This window comes from Enterobacter sp. ECC-219, assembly GCF_043966805.1.
Taxonomy (GTDB): domain Bacteria; phylum Pseudomonadota; class Gammaproteobacteria; order Enterobacterales; family Enterobacteriaceae; genus Enterobacter; species Enterobacter cloacae_N.
In genome coordinates this window covers 2,215,357-2,229,626 of sequence record NZ_CP143680.1, presented here as the reverse complement: position 1 = coordinate 2,229,626, position 14,270 = coordinate 2,215,357, and the positions used below count along the sequence as shown (strand labels likewise).

Annotated in this window: 16 protein-coding genes; 5 read left to right on the top strand and 11 right to left on the bottom strand. The window is 57.3% G+C overall.

All coding sequences use genetic code 11. The features are described from left to right. Nucleotides 1–37: 37 nt before the first annotated feature. From rlmC to nfsA, 9 genes are all read right to left on the bottom strand, one after another. A complete protein-coding gene (gene rlmC / locus V1603_RS10480) occupies nucleotides 38–1,165 on the bottom strand; it encodes a 23S rRNA (uracil(747)-C(5))-methyltransferase RlmC (RefSeq protein WP_395313884.1) in 1,128 nt (375 codons plus the stop codon). 40 nt (nucleotides 1,166–1,205) lie between these two features. Then, the gene (locus V1603_RS10475) at nucleotides 1,206–1,679 is read right to left on the bottom strand and encodes a YbjO family protein (protein WP_116341056.1); all 474 of its coding nucleotides are present in this window, start codon (nucleotides 1,677–1,679) and stop codon (nucleotides 1,206–1,208) included. Between the two features lie 65 nt (nucleotides 1,680–1,744). After that, on the bottom strand, nucleotides 1,745–2,590 hold the full coding sequence (gene potI / locus V1603_RS10470) for a putrescine ABC transporter permease PotI (protein ID WP_061098748.1): 846 nt from the start codon (nucleotides 2,588–2,590) through the stop codon (nucleotides 1,745–1,747). Then, complete coding sequence (gene potH, locus V1603_RS10465) at nucleotides 2,587–3,540, bottom strand: putrescine ABC transporter permease PotH (protein WP_116341058.1); 954 nt, start codon at nucleotides 3,538–3,540, stop codon at nucleotides 2,587–2,589. Before potH ends, potI begins: the two co-directional genes overlap by 4 nt. A gap of 9 nt (nucleotides 3,541–3,549) precedes the next feature. Next, nucleotides 3,550–4,683, bottom strand: coding sequence for a putrescine ABC transporter ATP-binding subunit PotG (gene potG, locus V1603_RS10460; RefSeq protein WP_045630953.1), 1,134 nt, complete (start codon nucleotides 4,681–4,683; stop codon nucleotides 3,550–3,552). A 102-nt stretch (nucleotides 4,684–4,785) separates the two neighbouring features. Next, on the bottom strand, nucleotides 4,786–5,898 hold the full coding sequence (potF, locus tag V1603_RS10455) for a spermidine/putrescine ABC transporter substrate-binding protein PotF (protein ID WP_041910676.1): 1,113 nt from the start codon (nucleotides 5,896–5,898) through the stop codon (nucleotides 4,786–4,788). 351 nt (nucleotides 5,899–6,249) lie between these two features. Further along, nucleotides 6,250–6,726, bottom strand: coding sequence for a YbjN domain-containing protein (locus V1603_RS10450; protein ID WP_003858385.1), 477 nt, complete (start codon nucleotides 6,724–6,726; stop codon nucleotides 6,250–6,252). Nucleotides 6,727–6,789: 63 nt separating this feature from the next. Continuing rightward, nucleotides 6,790–7,692 carry a 30S ribosomal protein S6--L-glutamate ligase gene (gene rimK, locus V1603_RS10445; protein ID WP_029739445.1) on the bottom strand — a complete coding sequence of 301 codons (903 nt, stop codon included), beginning with the start codon at nucleotides 7,690–7,692 and terminating at the stop codon, nucleotides 6,790–6,792. Nucleotides 7,693–7,761: 69 nt separating this feature from the next. Beyond that, nucleotides 7,762–8,484: a nitroreductase NfsA gene (gene nfsA / locus V1603_RS10440; protein ID WP_116341060.1), complete on the bottom strand. Its 723-nt coding sequence runs from the start codon at nucleotides 8,482–8,484 to the stop codon at nucleotides 7,762–7,764. A 184-nt stretch (nucleotides 8,485–8,668) separates the two neighbouring features. Here nfsA and V1603_RS10435 point away from each other — a divergent pair, with 184 nt between their 5' ends. Next, complete coding sequence (locus V1603_RS10435) at nucleotides 8,669–8,938, top strand: GrxA family glutaredoxin (protein WP_006809455.1); 270 nt, start codon at nucleotides 8,669–8,671, stop codon at nucleotides 8,936–8,938. A gap of 30 nt (nucleotides 8,939–8,968) precedes the next feature. Here the strand turns inward: V1603_RS10435 and V1603_RS10430 are convergent, their stop codons facing one another. Next, nucleotides 8,969–9,337: an inner membrane protein YbjM gene (locus tag V1603_RS10430; RefSeq protein ID WP_116341062.1), complete on the bottom strand. Its 369-nt coding sequence runs from the start codon at nucleotides 9,335–9,337 to the stop codon at nucleotides 8,969–8,971. 279 nt (nucleotides 9,338–9,616) lie between these two features. On the opposite strand from V1603_RS10430, the gene V1603_RS10425 reads away from it, so the two are divergent. The 4 genes from V1603_RS10425 to arsC all read left to right on the top strand — a co-directional run bounded on the left by V1603_RS10425 (nucleotide 9,617) and on the right by arsC (nucleotide 13,650). Beyond that, nucleotides 9,617–11,302, top strand: a complete 1,686-nt coding sequence (locus V1603_RS10425) for an aspartate:alanine antiporter (protein WP_014169303.1) — start codon at nucleotides 9,617–9,619, stop codon at nucleotides 11,300–11,302. 253 nt (nucleotides 11,303–11,555) lie between these two features. Next, nucleotides 11,556–11,876 carry a metalloregulator ArsR/SmtB family transcription factor gene (locus tag V1603_RS10420; RefSeq protein WP_395313883.1) on the top strand — a complete coding sequence of 107 codons (321 nt, stop codon included), beginning with the start codon at nucleotides 11,556–11,558 and terminating at the stop codon, nucleotides 11,874–11,876. A gap of 40 nt (nucleotides 11,877–11,916) precedes the next feature. Then, nucleotides 11,917–13,206, top strand: a complete 1,290-nt coding sequence (locus V1603_RS10415) for an arsenic transporter (RefSeq protein ID WP_395313882.1) — start codon at nucleotides 11,917–11,919, stop codon at nucleotides 13,204–13,206. A 12-nt stretch (nucleotides 13,207–13,218) separates the two neighbouring features. Further along, nucleotides 13,219–13,650, top strand: a complete 432-nt coding sequence (gene arsC / locus V1603_RS10410) for a glutaredoxin-dependent arsenate reductase (RefSeq protein ID WP_395313881.1) — start codon at nucleotides 13,219–13,221, stop codon at nucleotides 13,648–13,650. Between the two features lie 21 nt (nucleotides 13,651–13,671). On the opposite strand, the gene V1603_RS10405 is transcribed toward arsC, so the two are convergent. Then, entirely contained in the window at nucleotides 13,672–14,223 is a 552-nt protein-coding gene (locus V1603_RS10405) for a TetR/AcrR family transcriptional regulator (RefSeq protein ID WP_047742376.1), read from the bottom strand. Nucleotides 14,224–14,270 lie beyond the last annotated feature (47 nt).

The following is a 14,270-nucleotide window of genomic DNA, read 5'->3' as shown; positions in this document are numbered from 1 at the left end:
TACCTGATTTTGTGGGCCGGCAGAGTTCACATTTTGTTTAAGATTTCACGAGCAACGTCAGCACTTCATAATGCGCGGTGTGCGGGAACATATCAAAAAGCTGTACCCGCTCAATGCGGTAGCCCGGCAGGCTGGCGATGTCTTTCGCCATGGTCTGCGCGTTGCAGCTGGAGTAGACGATAAAATCGGGCGCCATCTGGCTCAGGTAGTCGCACAGCGCATTTCCAATGCCACGGCGCGGCGGATTGACCAGCACCAGCTCCGGCACGTTGCCCTGACCGATGGCAAACTGCGTGGAGTCCAGCGCCTGGAAGTGCAGATTGGTTAACCCCAGTTCAGCGGCGGACTGTTTCGCGCAGGCAATCGCCTCGGCAGAGATCTCAATTCCGGTGAGCTTCATCTCAGGCGTGGCGCAGTGCAGACCAAAACCGCCCACGCCGCAAAACAGATCCCACATATGCTTGATGTTTAACGCGCGCACCCAGTCGCGGGCGGTGGCGTACAAGCTGCTTGCCACGGTCGGGTTGGTCTGGAAGAAGCTTTGCGGGCGGATCCACAGCGGCACGCCGTTGAAGCTCTCCGCCAGCGCGTGCTGGTCGGTGAAGAAAATCTCTTTCTCCCCTTCCATGATTGCCATATGCACCGGCTGAATATTTGCGGTAATCACCTTTAACTGGGGAAGCTGTTCCTGCAGCCAAGGCAGCGCCGCGCGCAGCTGCTCCAGCTTGGCTTCCGAACGCAGCACGAAGCGCAGCATCATCCCGCCGTCTTTCTGGCTTTCGGTCAGGAGAAGGTACTTCAGCTCGCCGCGCCTGCGGGCGACGTTATAAGGCGTTAACCCCGCGCGAGCGATAAACGGCTTCAGTGCGGCAAAAACCGGCTCAAACGAGGCGGGATACAGCGGGCAGTGGGTTAAGTCTTCCGGCGTGCCGTCGCGGTGCAACATCCCCAGCAATGGTTTTTCAACGCTGCCGCTGACCACCATTTTGGCTTTGTTGCGAAAGCCCTGCTCAGGGCCGCTGACGGGTGCGCACCACTCGCCCACCGCGCGTGCTGCCAGCAGCTGTTGCAGGTCGGCCATTTTGGCGGTGAGTTGTTGAGAGACCGGCTGTTCTATCCACTGACAGGAGCGACAGCGTCCGGCGTCATAGAGTGCGCACTGCATATGAAAACCTTAAGGAAAACGAGGGCTGCGATTATACACATTATTGCAGACGGAAGAACCGCCGACTGGAGGCAGGAATATAAAGCAGGCAGAGCACCAGCATATCCGGCAGCTTCTGCAGGACCAGCGCATGGAAAATCTCGCGCTTTGAGCCACCGGCAATGCTGAACAGCTCCGGGTAGCCATAGCCCAGCGAGGCGGCCCACAGATAGCTGGCGGCGGTAATTTGCGTGAGCAGATAGACCCAGCGCGCCCAGTTGCGCCCTTTAACCAGCGAAAACGCGCAGTAGATCTCGATAAACACCAGCACCAGGCTGCTCAAAAAGACCAGCGTCAGGTTCCACGTCTGCACGCTGCGGTGAATGAATTCCCCGATGCCGCGCACGCCCAGGGTATTCAGAATCATCAGCACGTCCAGGCAGCGGATCATAATAATGGCGAGCGCCGCCACCTGCACCAGCGCAGGAACGTTAGGACGGGCGTGCGTAAGACGTGATTTTTTTAATAATCCCAATGTTTTACTTCCCTGAAAAACAGTGCCGCGTCATGCGCGGCACATCACTGGAAATTTTAAATGCTTCAGCCGCGTCTTGCACGCTGGATATCGCGCACGCGCTGTTTTTCCGCGCGCGCCATCAAATACCAGGCGATAAATCCGACAATTCCGACCACGCCGAGGATGATAGAGGCCAGGGCGTTGATCTCCGGGTTGACTCCCATGCGCACGCTGGAGAAAACCAGCATCGGCAGCGTCGTCGCACCCGGGCCGGAGACAAAGCTGGCGATAACCAGATCGTCCAGCGACAGCGTGAACGCCAGCAGCCAGCCGGAGATCACCGCCGGCATGATCATCGGCAGCGTGATGATGAAGAAGACCTTCAGCGGCGTGGCGCCGAGATCCATCGCCGCCTCTTCGATGGAGCGATCCAGCTCGCGCAGGCGCGAAGAGATCACCACCGCGACATACGCGGTACAGAAAGTCACGTGCGCCAGCCAGATGGTGAGCATACCGCGATCCGCCGGCCAGCCGATGGCGTGCGCCAGCGCCACGAACAGCAGCAGCAGCGACAGGCCGGTTATCACGTCCGGCATCACCAGCGGGGCGGTGATCATGAAGGCAAACCCGTTCGACCCGCGAAAACGCCCGAAGCGCACCATCACCAGCGCGGCGATGGTGCCCAGAACGCAGGCCATCGTGGCCGCCAGGGCAGCAATGGTCAGGCTCAGCCCCACCGCGCTCATCATCGCGTCGTCGTGGAACAGCTCGCTGTACCAGCGCGTCGACCAGCCCGCCCAGACCGTCACCAGCTTAGAGCTGTTGAACGAGTAGATCACCAGCATCAGCATCGGCGCATACAGGAAGGTAAAGCCGATAATGAGGATCAGAATTCGCCACGGGGAGCGTACTACCGGTAGGTTGTTCATCCGCGATCTCCCATCTGTTTCTGCTGATGCTTGTGGAACCACATGATCGGGACGATCAGCAGCAGGAGCATGATAATCGCCACCGCCGACGCCACCGGCCAGTCGCGGTTATTGAAGAATTCCTGCCACAGCACGCGGCCAATCATGATGCTGTCCGGCCCACCGAGCAGTTCCGGGATCACAAACTCCCCGACCGCCGGAATAAAGACCAGCATCGACCCGGCGATAATTCCGCCCTTGGTCAGCGGGACGATCACGCTGAAGAAGGTCTTCAGCGGACGCGCGCCGAGGTCAAGCGACGCTTCCACCAGCGAGTAATCAATCCGCGTCAGGGCCGTATAGATCGGCAGCACCATAAACGGCAGATAGGCGTACACAATGCCGATATAGACCGCAAGGTTAGTGTGCAGGATCGTTAGCGGCTGATCGATAACCCCGAGCCACATCAGGAAGTTATTCAGCACGCCGTTGTTTTTCAGGATCCCCATCCACGCGTAAACGCGGATCAGGAACGAGGTCCACGACGGCAGGATCACCAGCAGCAGCAGGATATTGCGCGTCGATGGCTTGCTGTGCGCCACCGCCCACGCCAGCGGGTAGCCCATCGCCAGACAGCAGAGCGTCGAGATCGCCGCCACCTGCAGCGACTGCAGATACGCTTCGAAATAGAGCGGATCCTCGGTGAGCTGCAGGAAGTTACCCAGGTTCAAGGTCAGCGTCAGCTGTCCGTCGGCCCACTCCCACAGATCGGTATACGGCGGGATCGCCCGGGCCATCTCCGCCAGGCTGATCTTGAACACGATCAGGAACGGCAGCAGGAACAGCAGGATCAGCCACACGTACGGCATGGCGATCACCAGCTTGCGGCCGTGGTTCATCTTAAGGCGCGTCAGCCAGTGGGCAAAGCCGCCCGGTTTGGCTGCACGGGCTGGAGGTTCAAGTGTGCTCATGATCGCTCCTTATACCGTCAGCACAACGCAGCTGTCCGCGTCCCAGCACAGGCGCACTTCGTCGCCCCAGGTCGGCTGGCCCTTCCGGTAGCGATGTTCGTTCTGCAGCTGGGCGCTGAGCATCTGTCCGCTTTTCAGGCGCACGTGGTAGATGGACAGATCGCCCAGATAGGCAATGTGCACCACTTCGCCGACGGCAAAGTTGTAGCCGTCGGCAGGCGGATCGTCACAGAGCATGATCTTCTCCGGGCGCAGCGCCACGTAGACCGGCACGTTGTCCACTACCGAGCTGTCAGGATCGACCTTAAGCGGATGCTGCAGCCCCGGCGATTCGATGACCAGACCATCCTCCTGACGATCCTTCAGCAGCCCTTCGAAGACGTTGACCGAGCCGATGAACTCCGCACTGTAGCGGGTGGTCGGATGCTCGTAAATCTCTTCCGGCTCGCCAATCTGCACGAACTTACCGCGGTTCATGATCGCGATACGACCGGCCATGGTCATGGCCTCTTCCTGGTCATGGGTGACCATCACGCAGGTCACGCCCACGCGCTCGAGGATATCCACCACTTCCAGCTGCATGCGATCGCGCAGCTTTTTGTCCAGGGCACCCATCGGCTCGTCGAGCAGCAGCAGCTTCGGGCGTTTCGCCAGGCTTCTCGCCAGGGCCACGCGCTGACGCTGGCCGCCGGAAAGCTGGTGCGGCTTACGCTTCGCGAACTCCTGCATGTGAACGAGGCTTAGCATTTCTGCCACGCGCGCGGTGATTTCGGCTTTCGGCAGCTTGTCCTGCTTCAGGCCAAAGGCGATGTTTTGCTCCACCGTCATGTGCGGAAACAGCGCGTAGGACTGGAACATCATGTTAATCGGGCGCTGGTACGGCGGCACGCTGGAGAGATCCACGCCATCGAGCATAATTTGCCCGGCGGTGGGCTGTTCAAAACCGGCCAGCATACGCAGCAGGGTCGATTTACCGCAGCCCGAGGCGCCCAGTAGCGCGAATATTTCGCCTTTATAGATAGTCAGGCTGACGTCGTCCACGGCATGCTGGCCATCAAAAGATTTGGTGAGGTTACGAATTTCAAGAAGCGGGGTCAGCGCTTTACGGACTTTCGCCTGCGGGCGGGGGATCGCGTCATTCACGGGGTGCTCTCCGGCATAAATCAAATCATGGTGCAGGCGCACCAGAACGGTGCGCCCGTTGCCGGGGGCGGTGCGCTTGCCCGGCCTACGACTCACGGTAAATTATTTACCGCTTTTCACCTTAGTCCACGCACGGGTACGGACGCGGTCAATTTTTGGATCCTGAACCTTCAGGGTAAACAGCTTGGCGAACACGTCCGCTGGCGGATAGATTGCCGGGTTACTGCGGATCGCTTCGCTTACCAGCGGCACGGAGGCCTTGTTACCGTTCGCGTAGTACACGTGGTCGCTGATGTGGGCGATCACCTCAGGACGCATCAGGTAGTTAAGGAACTGATACGCTTCGTCTTTGTTTTTCGCATCAGCCGGCATCGCGAAGACGTCGAAGAAGGCAAGGGCACCCTCTTTCGGAATGAAATAAGACACGTTCACGCCGTTTTTCGCCTCTTTCGCGCGGTTAGCCGCCTGCCACACGTCCCCTGCCCAGCCGATCGCCACGCAGATGTCGCCGTTCGCCAGGTCGTTGATGTACTGAGACGAATGGAAGTAACGGATGTTTGGACGCAGCTTCAGCAGCAGATCGGTCGCCGGGCCGGTGTAGTCATCCGCCTTGTTGCTGTTCGGATCTTTGCCCAGGTAGTTCAGCACGGTGGCAAAAATCTCTTCCGGCGCATCGAGGAAGGAGACGCCGCAGCTTTTCAGCTTCTCGAGGTTTTCCGGCTTCAGCACCACGTCCCAGCTGTCCAGCTTGACGTCCGGGCCCAGCGCGGCTTTGACTTTATCCACGTTGTAGCCGATACCGGTGGTCGCCCACAGGTAAGGCATGGCGTATTTGTTATCCGGGTCATGCTTGGCGACCAGCTTCAGCACTTCCGGATCGAGGTTTTTCCAGTTCGATAATTTGCTTTTATCCAGCGGCTGGAACACACCCGCCGTCAGCTGACGCTCCAGGAAGCTCGCGGAAGGCACGACCAGGTCAAACCCGGTGCTGCCCGCCATCAGCTTTCCTTCCAGCACTTCGTTGGAATCGAAAACGTCGTAAACCACCTTAATGCCGGTCTCTTTTTCAAAATTTGCCACCGTGTCCGGCGCAATATAGTCAGACCAGTTGTAAACGTGCAGCGTTTTTTGTTCCGCAGCGAGCGTGCCGGCAGAGACGGCCATCAGAGCACCCGCAACCAGACCCGATAACCATTTTTTATTCAAGGCGATCATAGTGTTATTCCTTCTGAAAGCTCGTTAACAAACGAACTAAAACTGTGCAATCTGGATATATGCAAAAATCATGCATAGTTTGTCGCTCTGCTCAAAATAAAAAGAAACCTCTTTACCCGGCAGCTTCCGCTCGCTTTTTTAAGCATCGCAAGAATAACTGTAGCCCGTGTCTCCGGCTATAGCCCAGACGAAAAAACGCCTTTTATCAATTTTTTATGCAGGTTAAGTCTACGTGATAAGCCGAAACGGCCTTTGAGGAGGTGAAATATTCTTTAAAGAAAGGTTAAAAGCAGCAGAAAAAATGGCCTTATGCAGCCGCTCTGGCAGCGACTGCGCAAAAGTCAGACAGGCTTAGTGAAGAAAATTGGGAGATGCATCATTATTCTCTGCATCATCTTCCGCGCTATACAGCAGATGGTGTGCATTGGCTTCCATCATTACCATGGAAATTTGCTCTTCACTCAAGCGCATAAACCAGGCGAACTGCTTGAACGACAGCCCGGCACCGGAGAATAAAGACTGGCAAACCACCAGTTTCGGCAGATTATCATCCTGTATATCGAGAAATGCTTTCACCGTCAAAGAACTGGCGTTGATCGCCGAGAGATCGGAGGCCAGCGCCAGCAGCGCGGACGGCTTCACTTCGGCCAGCGCGGAAAATAGGATCACGTCGTTAATCAGATCGATTTTGGCATCGAAAATGCCATCGAAATTCTGCATGTGAGGCAGATGCAGCGCCTGGCAGGAATCGCATTCAAAGAACGTGATCCCGGCATCATCAAGCCATTGACGTAACGTATCCAGTGTAGGAACGACCTGTAAATCCATCGCTGTGCAGCCTCTTTAATAAAAACTTCGCATAGGGTACTCAAAAAGCGCGCGGTAATCCATTTAACCACCCGTTTTAAGACAGTAGCCCGGCGTCGCATGACGTTCGATCCATGCGATCATTTTACCTGCAATATCGACCCCTGTGGTTTTTTCCACGCCCTCCAGCCCCGGCGAGGCATTCACCTCCATGACCAGCGGCCCGCGCGTCGCCCGCAGAAGGTCCACGCCTGCCACGTCCAGCCCGAGGGTTTGCGCCGCTTTGACGGCAATTTCCCGCTCGCGGTCGCTGATATCAGCCACCCGCGCCACGCCGCCGCGGTGGAGGTTAGAGCGGAAATCGCCCTCTTTGGCCTGACGCTCGATAGCCGCCACGACCTCGTTACCTACCACAAAGCAGCGAATATCGCGCCCTTTCGCCTCTTCGATGTACTCCTGCACCAGAATATGCGCATTCAGACCGCGAAAGGCGTCAATCACGCTCTCCGCCGCCTGACGGGTCTCCGCCAGCACCACGCCAATGCCCTGCGTACCTTCCACCAGCTTGATCACTAAAGGCGCGCCGCCCACCATATCGATAAGATCGCTGGTGTCGTCCGGGGAATGGGCAATCCCGGTGACGGGAAGATCGATTCCCTGACGGGCGAGCAGCTGCAACGAGCGCAGCTTGTCGCGGGCGCGGGAAATGGCGACGGACTCGTTGAGCGGGTAGCTACCCAGCATCTCGAACTGGCGCAGCGCGGCGGTGCCGTAATAGGTGATCTGGGAGCCGATGCGGGGGATCACCGCATCAAAATGCGGCAGCTTGCGGCCTTTGTAGTGAATCGACGAGGCGGCCGGGTCGATGTTCATATAGCAGGACATCGGGTCGAGGATCTCAACCTGATGCCCGCGTTTCGCCGCCGCTTCTCGCAGGCGCTTACATGAATAGAGCGTTCCATCCCGGGACAATATGGCAATTTTCACCCTGCACCTCTCTGAAGACATGGAAAAAGCCTGCATATCATATACGCAGGCAGGCGCAGGAGGAATGGACTATCGCGTCGCCCACCCCTGTTTGTGGAGGTAATCAAGAATAAACGGGCGGTTTTCTTTGATGATGGTGCGGCGAATATGATCAGTCCAGGTGTCGCGACGGTTATTGCTGCCGCGCGTCATGTAGTAGTTGGCCAGCTCTTCATCATATTGATTCAGGACGTTCTGATCGACCGGCTGGTAGTGGTTCTCGTGCACCAGCATCGCGGCAGGAATGCGCGGCTTCAGATCCGGGTTATCCGCAGGCCAGCCGAGGCACAGGCCAAACAGCGGCAGCACGTGTTTTGGCAGCTTCAGCAGATCGGTCACGCTTTGAATGTTGTTACGCAGCCCGCCAATATAAACACCGCCCAACCCCAGCGACTCCGCCGCCGTAAAGGCGTTTTGCGCCATCAGCGCGGTATCCACCACGCCCAGCAGCAGCTGTTCGGCCAGCCCCAGCTCGGCCTCAGGGCAGATCTGCAGGTGGCGGTTAAAGTCGGCGCAGAACACCCAAAACTCTGCCGCCTGGGCCACATGCTTCTGCCCGCCGGTGAGCGTGACAAGCTGTTCACGCATGGCCGGGTCGGTAATGCGGATAATCGAGCTGCACTGAAGAAAACTGGAGCTTGAGGTCGCTCTTGCGCTGTTAATAATCGCTTCGCGCTGCGCCTCGGTAATCGGCTCATCGGTGAAGTGGCGAATGGAACGGTGGGAAAGGAGCAGGTCTATGGTTGGCGTCATCTTGTCTCTCTTTGTCGTGCTTAATACGTATGGCAGCCAGTATAGGCAATGATATGCGCGGTGTAATTGGCGAAACATAGCTCATAGATATTATAACGACAGGCGAAACCTTCTTTAATGACGACAGGTTATCGGGCACTATACGTGTTATTCGCCGTCAGGCTTGTTTTTTGAGGAGAGAGAAATGTTTGCAGTAATTTTTGGTCGTCCAGGGTGCCCTTACTGTGTTCGCGCGAAAGAGCTGGCTGAGAAACTGACCGAAGAGCGCGATGACTTCAACTTCCGTTATGTGGACATCCACGCGGAAGGCATCACCAAAGCCGATCTGGAAAAAACCGTCGGTAAGCCGGTTGAAACCGTACCGCAGATCTTCCTCGATCAGAAACACATCGGCGGTTGCACCGACTTTGAAGCCTACGCCAAAGAACATCTGGGCCTGTTTGCCGCTCAGTAATGAAAAGGCGCCCTCACCGTGAGGGCGTTTTTATTTGTGGTGCCGTCGGTGCTGAACCAGACTGCGCACAAACAGGTAGCAGAGCGCGCCAAGAGCGCACCAGAACACCGCGCTCAGCAGCCACGCCAGCTCCTGCCAGAAACTCCGCGTTGAAATATACAGCAGGCGCATCATCAGCAGACACAGCGGCGCTGCGAGTATGGCACCGAGAAGCGGTTTCACCACCTCCCCTTTGCGGGAGAGAAAACTGGCGGCAGCCCCCGGCAGCGTGAAGAAGAGCAGCCCCAGCTCAGGATGCCCGGACGCCCTGAACGCGCCCTTCACATTAAATGCGAGCGACATGCACACGACCGTGAACAGCAAAAAACAGCTGATCACCCCCGCCCAGTTTCGTTTCATATTCAAACTATCCTCCTGACTTATCTCTATCAAATACACATTCGTCGGGTAGACGCCCAGTCAGATAAAGCAGTGCGGCAATCCATGCCAAAGTACGCACAGGGTGATGCGATAATCAGTAGCTGTCAGTAGCTAATGCGATTAAACTACACGCCAGCTAATGTTTTAGGGAATAAAGCAGGAAACAGGGAGCGTTAACGCCTTTCCCTGACCCAGAAAACAGTAGCCCAAAAAGTCCTTTCATTCAACAACTTACTGGTAAACAAGAAGTTAGCCTCCGTGAATATAAACGTCGCAGACTTGTTAAATGGGAATTACATCCTGTTATTATTTGTGGTACTGGCGCTGGGTCTTTGCCTGGGTAAATTGCGCCTGGGTTCGGTTCAACTCGGTAATTCCATTGGCGTTTTAGTCGTCTCCTTATTATTAGGCCAGCAGCACTTCAGCATTAACACGGACGCGCTCAACTTAGGTTTTATGCTGTTTATTTTTTGCGTTGGCGTAGAAGCGGGACCTAACTTTTTTTCAATTTTCTTCCGCGACGGCAAAAATTATCTGATGCTGGCGCTGGTGATGGTCGGCAGCGCGCTGCTGATCGCGTTAGGGCTGGGTAAACTGTTTGGCTGGGATATCGGGCTTACGGCCGGTATGCTGGCAGGCTCCATGACCTCCACCCCCGTGCTCGTGGGTGCCGGTGATACCCTGCGCCATTCCGGCATGGCGGGCGCGCAGCTCTCTACCGCCCTCGACCACCTGAGCCTCGGCTACGCCCTGACCTATCTGATTGGTCTGGTGAGCCTGATCGTTGGCGCGCGCTACCTGCCAAAACTGCAGCACCAGGATCTTCAGACCAGCGCCCAGCAAATCGCGCGCGAGCGCGGCCTGGATACCGATTCCAAACGTAAAGTCTATCTTCCGGTTATCCGCGCCTATCGCGTCGGGCCGGAGCTGGTGGCGTGGGCAGACGGCAAAAACCTGCGCGAGCTGGGGATTTACCGCCAGACGGGCTGCTATATCGAACGTATCCGCCGCAACGGCATTCTGGCGAACCCGGACGGCGACGCGGTGCTGCAGATGGGCGACGACATCGCGCTGGTGGGTTACCCGGACGCCCATGCCCGTCTCGACCCGAGCTTCCGTAACGGCAAAGAGGTGTTCGACCGCGACCTGCTCGACATGCGTATCGTCACCGAAGAGATCGTGGTGAAAAACCATAACGCCGTGGGCCGCCGCCTGGCGCAGCTGAAGCTGACCGACCACGGCTGCTTCCTCAACCGGGTGATCCGCAGCCAGATTGAGATGCCCATCGACGATAACGTCGTGCTCAACAAAGGCGACGTTCTGCAGGTCAGCGGCGACGCGCGACGCGTAAAAACCGTTGCCGACCGCATCGGTTTTATCTCCATTCACAGCCAGGTCACCGACCTGCTGGCCTTCTGCGCCTTCTTTATCGTTGGCCTGATGATCGGGATGATCACCTTCCAGTTCAGCAACTTTAGCTTCGGCATCGGTAACGCCGCCGGGCTGCTGTTCGCCGGGATCATGCTGGGCTTCCTGCGAGCCAACCACCCGACCTTCGGCTACATTCCGCAGGGCGCGCTGAACATGGTGAAAGAGTTCGGTCTGATGGTGTTTATGGCAGGCGTCGGCTTAAGCGCGGGCAGCGGTATCGGCCACAGCCTGGGCGCCGTCGGCTGGCAGATGCTGGTTTCCGGCCTTATCGTCAGCCTGGTGCCGGTGGTGATCTGCTTCCTGTTCGGCGCCTACGTGCTGCGCATGAACCGCGCCCTGCTGTTCGGGGCGATGATGGGGGCGCGTACCTGTGCGCCTGCTATGGAAATCATCAGCGATACCGCGCGCAGCAACATCCCGGCGCTGGGGTATGCAGGCACCTACGCTATCGCTAACGTGCTGCTGACGCTGGCGGGTACGCTGATTATCATCATCTGGCCGGGACTCGGATAACTCCTAAGTTTGCGCGTAATGAAAAAATTTTTGTTACGCGCAGAACTTTTTTTGCAGGGGGCAGTCATAACTAGTGCCACTGCTTTTCTTTGATGTCCCCAATTTGTGGAGCCCATCAACCCCGCCGTTTTGGTTCAAGGTTGATGGGTTTTTTGTTGCCTGAAGTTCCCCTTCCTCTAATCTCACCTTCTCTCTTACCATCAAAACATATATGATTAAACACATATGAGTTAATCCGCTAGCAGGAATCCGCATGCTCCACCCCCTCCAGCTCTTCAAAACCCTCTCCGACGAAACGCGGCTCGCCATCGTCATGCTGCTCCGCGAAGCGGGCGAACTGTGCGTCTGCGATCTCTGCGCCGCAACCGCCGAATCTCAGCCGAAGATCTCCCGCCACATGGCGCTGCTGCGCGAGTCCGGGCTGGTGATCGACCGTCGCGAGGGCAAATGGGTCCATTACCGTCTCTCTCCCAACATGCCTGCATGGGCGGCAACCGTTATCGACAACAGCTGGAACTGCCTGCGGGAAGAGACGCGCATGAAGCTTAAAAACCGGCTTCCAGGCTCGTGCTGATAACAATACATTCACAAAAACAGATATAACGGAGTAAAAGATGTTTCTGGCAGGGGCTATTTTTCTGTTTACGCTGGTGCTGGTCATCTGGCAGCCAAAGGGGCTCAGTATCGGCTGGAGCGCGACCATTGGCGCTGTGCTGGCGCTGGCAAGCGGAGTGATCCACATTAATGATATTCCGGTGGTGTGGAATATCGTCTGGAACGCCACGGCAACGTTTATCGCCGTCATCATCATCAGCCTGCTGCTGGATGAGTCCGGCTTTTTCGAATGGGCGGCGCTGCACGTTGCACGCTGGGGAAACGGTCGCGGTCGATTGCTGTTTACTTATATTGTGCTGCTGGGTGCGGCCGTGGCGGCGCTGTTTGCCAATGACGGTGCGGCGCTGATCCTCACGCCTATCGTTATCGCCATGCTGCTGGCGCTGGGGTTCAGCAAGCAGGCCACACTGGCGTTTGTGATGGCGGCAGGTTTTATCGCTGATACCGCCAGCCTGCCGCTGATTGTCTCCAATCTGGTCAACATCGTGTCGGCAGACTTCTTTAAGCTGGGGTTCAGCGAATACGCCTCGGTGATGATCCCGGTAGATATCGCCGCGATTGCCGCAACGCTGGTGATGCTGCATCTCTTCTTCCGCAAGGAAATTCCCCCGGAATATGACCTGGCGAAACTTCAGGAGCCCGCGCGGGCCATTCACGATCTCCCGACGTTCAGAACGGGCTGGATCGTGCTGCTGCTTCTGCTCGTCGGCTTCTTTGTGCTTGAACCTCTCGGCATTCCGGTCAGCGCCATCGCCACCGTCGGCGCGCTGATTTTGTTTACCGTTGCAAAACGCGGGCATGCGATAAACACCGGAAAAGTGCTGCGCGGCGCACCGTGGCAAATTGTTATCTTCTCGCTGGGGATGTATCTGGTGGTGTATGGCCTGCGCAATGCCGGGCTGACGGACTCTCTCACAGGTGTACTGAATAGCCTGGCCGGACACGGACTGTGGGCCACCACGCTGGGGACCGGGTTCATCACCGCGTTTCTGTCATCCATAATGAACAATATGCCCACGGTGCTGATTGGCGCGCTCTCCATTGAGGGCAGTACGGCGACGGGATTGATCAAGGACGCGATGATTTACGCCAACGTGATTGGCTGCGATCTGGGGCCCAAAATCACGCCTATCGGTAGCCTCGCCACCCTGCTCTGGCTCCACGTGTTGGCGCAGAAAAACATGACGATTACCTGGGGCTACTATTTCCGGACGGGCATCATCATGACGCTGCCGGTCCTGTTTGTGACGCTCGCCGCGCTGGCGCTACGTCTCTCCTTCACACTGTAATGAGCCATTGATATGAGCCACATCACCATTTATCACAACCCCGCCTGCGGCACGTCGCGCAATACGCTGGAGATGATCCGCAACAGCGGCACGGAGCCGGATATTATCCTCTATCTGGAAACCCCGCCGTCGCGCGAGAAGCTGACCACCCTGATTGCCGACATGGGCATTTCGGTACGGGATCTGCTGCGTAAAAACGTGGAGCCATATGAACAGCTCGGCCTTGCCGAAGATACCTTCACCGACGACCAGCTTATCGATTTCATGCTGCAATACCCGATCCTGATTAACCGTCCAATCGTGGTGACGCCGCTGGGTACCCGCCTGTGCCGCCCGTCTGAAGTCGTGCTCGACATTCTGCCGGAGGCGCAGAAAGGGGCGTTTACCAAAGAGGATGGTGAAGCCGTCGTGGACGCCAGCGGGAACAAAATCGAACCCAGGTAAAACTGGCAGGGCGAGTGATGCCTAAGGGTTCCCCTCGCCCGCAATTCTCCCCACCATCGCCCGGATCTCTTCGCGGGTTAACGGCGCCCGGTCGGTGACATAGTGCAGCGTCATCCCTTCGATAAACGCGTCCAGCGCACGGGTGGTGACCGGGTCGAACCACTGCTCCAGCGTGGTCTGGCTCATCTTCATCCAGTCCTGCATCACCGTTTTGAGCGCCGCGCTGCGGTGCATAAAGGCGTAGAGCTGATACATCAGCGCCATGTTGTGCGGCGTGGTCACCTGCGAGCTGTGGATCAGCGTGGTGATGGATTCGCACGCCATTTCCGGCCCGGTGACGCCCGCGAAGAAATCCCGGTACTGCTGCGACATCTGTCGGGTAAACCACGTGAAGGCCTCCTCCAGCAGCGGCTCCATACCGTCGAAATAGTAGGTCATCGACCCCAGCGGCACGCCCGCGCAGGTGGCGATTTTACGGTGCGTGACGGCGTGAATCCCGTGCTCGGCAATGGTATCGAGCGTGGCCTGCAGGATCTTCTCCCGGCGATGCGGATCGTTCGGTGGTCTGCTCATAAATTCCTCACGTGGTTTATGTACAAATGTACACAAACTTGCTAGTG

Bases quoted from the DNA above. Each gene is read 5' to 3' on its own strand.
- potH (WP_116341058.1), bottom strand. From the start codon at position 3,540: ATGAGCACACTTGAACCTCCAGCCCGTGCAGCCAAACCGGGCGGCTTT.
- V1603_RS10450 (WP_003858385.1), bottom strand. From the start codon at position 6,726: ATGGATTTACAGGTCGTTCCTACACTGGATACGTTACGTCAATGGCTT.
- potI (WP_061098748.1), bottom strand. From the start codon at position 2,590: ATGAACAACCTACCGGTAGTACGCTCCCCGTGGCGAATTCTGATCCTC.
- V1603_RS10415 (WP_395313882.1), top strand. From the start codon at position 11,917: ATGTTTCTGGCAGGGGCTATTTTTCTGTTTACGCTGGTGCTGGTCATC.
- rlmC (WP_395313884.1), bottom strand. From the start codon at position 1,165: ATGCAGTGCGCACTCTATGACGCCGGACGCTGTCGCTCCTGTCAGTGG.
- V1603_RS10420 (WP_395313883.1), top strand. From the start codon at position 11,556: ATGCTCCACCCCCTCCAGCTCTTCAAAACCCTCTCCGACGAAACGCGG.
- V1603_RS10430 (WP_116341062.1), bottom strand. From the start codon at position 9,337: ATGAAACGAAACTGGGCGGGGGTGATCAGCTGTTTTTTGCTGTTCACG.
- potF (WP_041910676.1), bottom strand. From the start codon at position 5,898: ATGATCGCCTTGAATAAAAAATGGTTATCGGGTCTGGTTGCGGGTGCT.
- V1603_RS10405 (WP_047742376.1), bottom strand. From the start codon at position 14,223: ATGAGCAGACCACCGAACGATCCGCATCGCCGGGAGAAGATCCTGCAG.
- nfsA (WP_116341060.1), bottom strand. From the start codon at position 8,484: ATGACGCCAACCATAGACCTGCTCCTTTCCCACCGTTCCATTCGCCAC.
- arsC (WP_395313881.1), top strand. From the start codon at position 13,219: ATGAGCCACATCACCATTTATCACAACCCCGCCTGCGGCACGTCGCGC.
- V1603_RS10435 (WP_006809455.1), top strand. From the start codon at position 8,669: ATGTTTGCAGTAATTTTTGGTCGTCCAGGGTGCCCTTACTGTGTTCGC.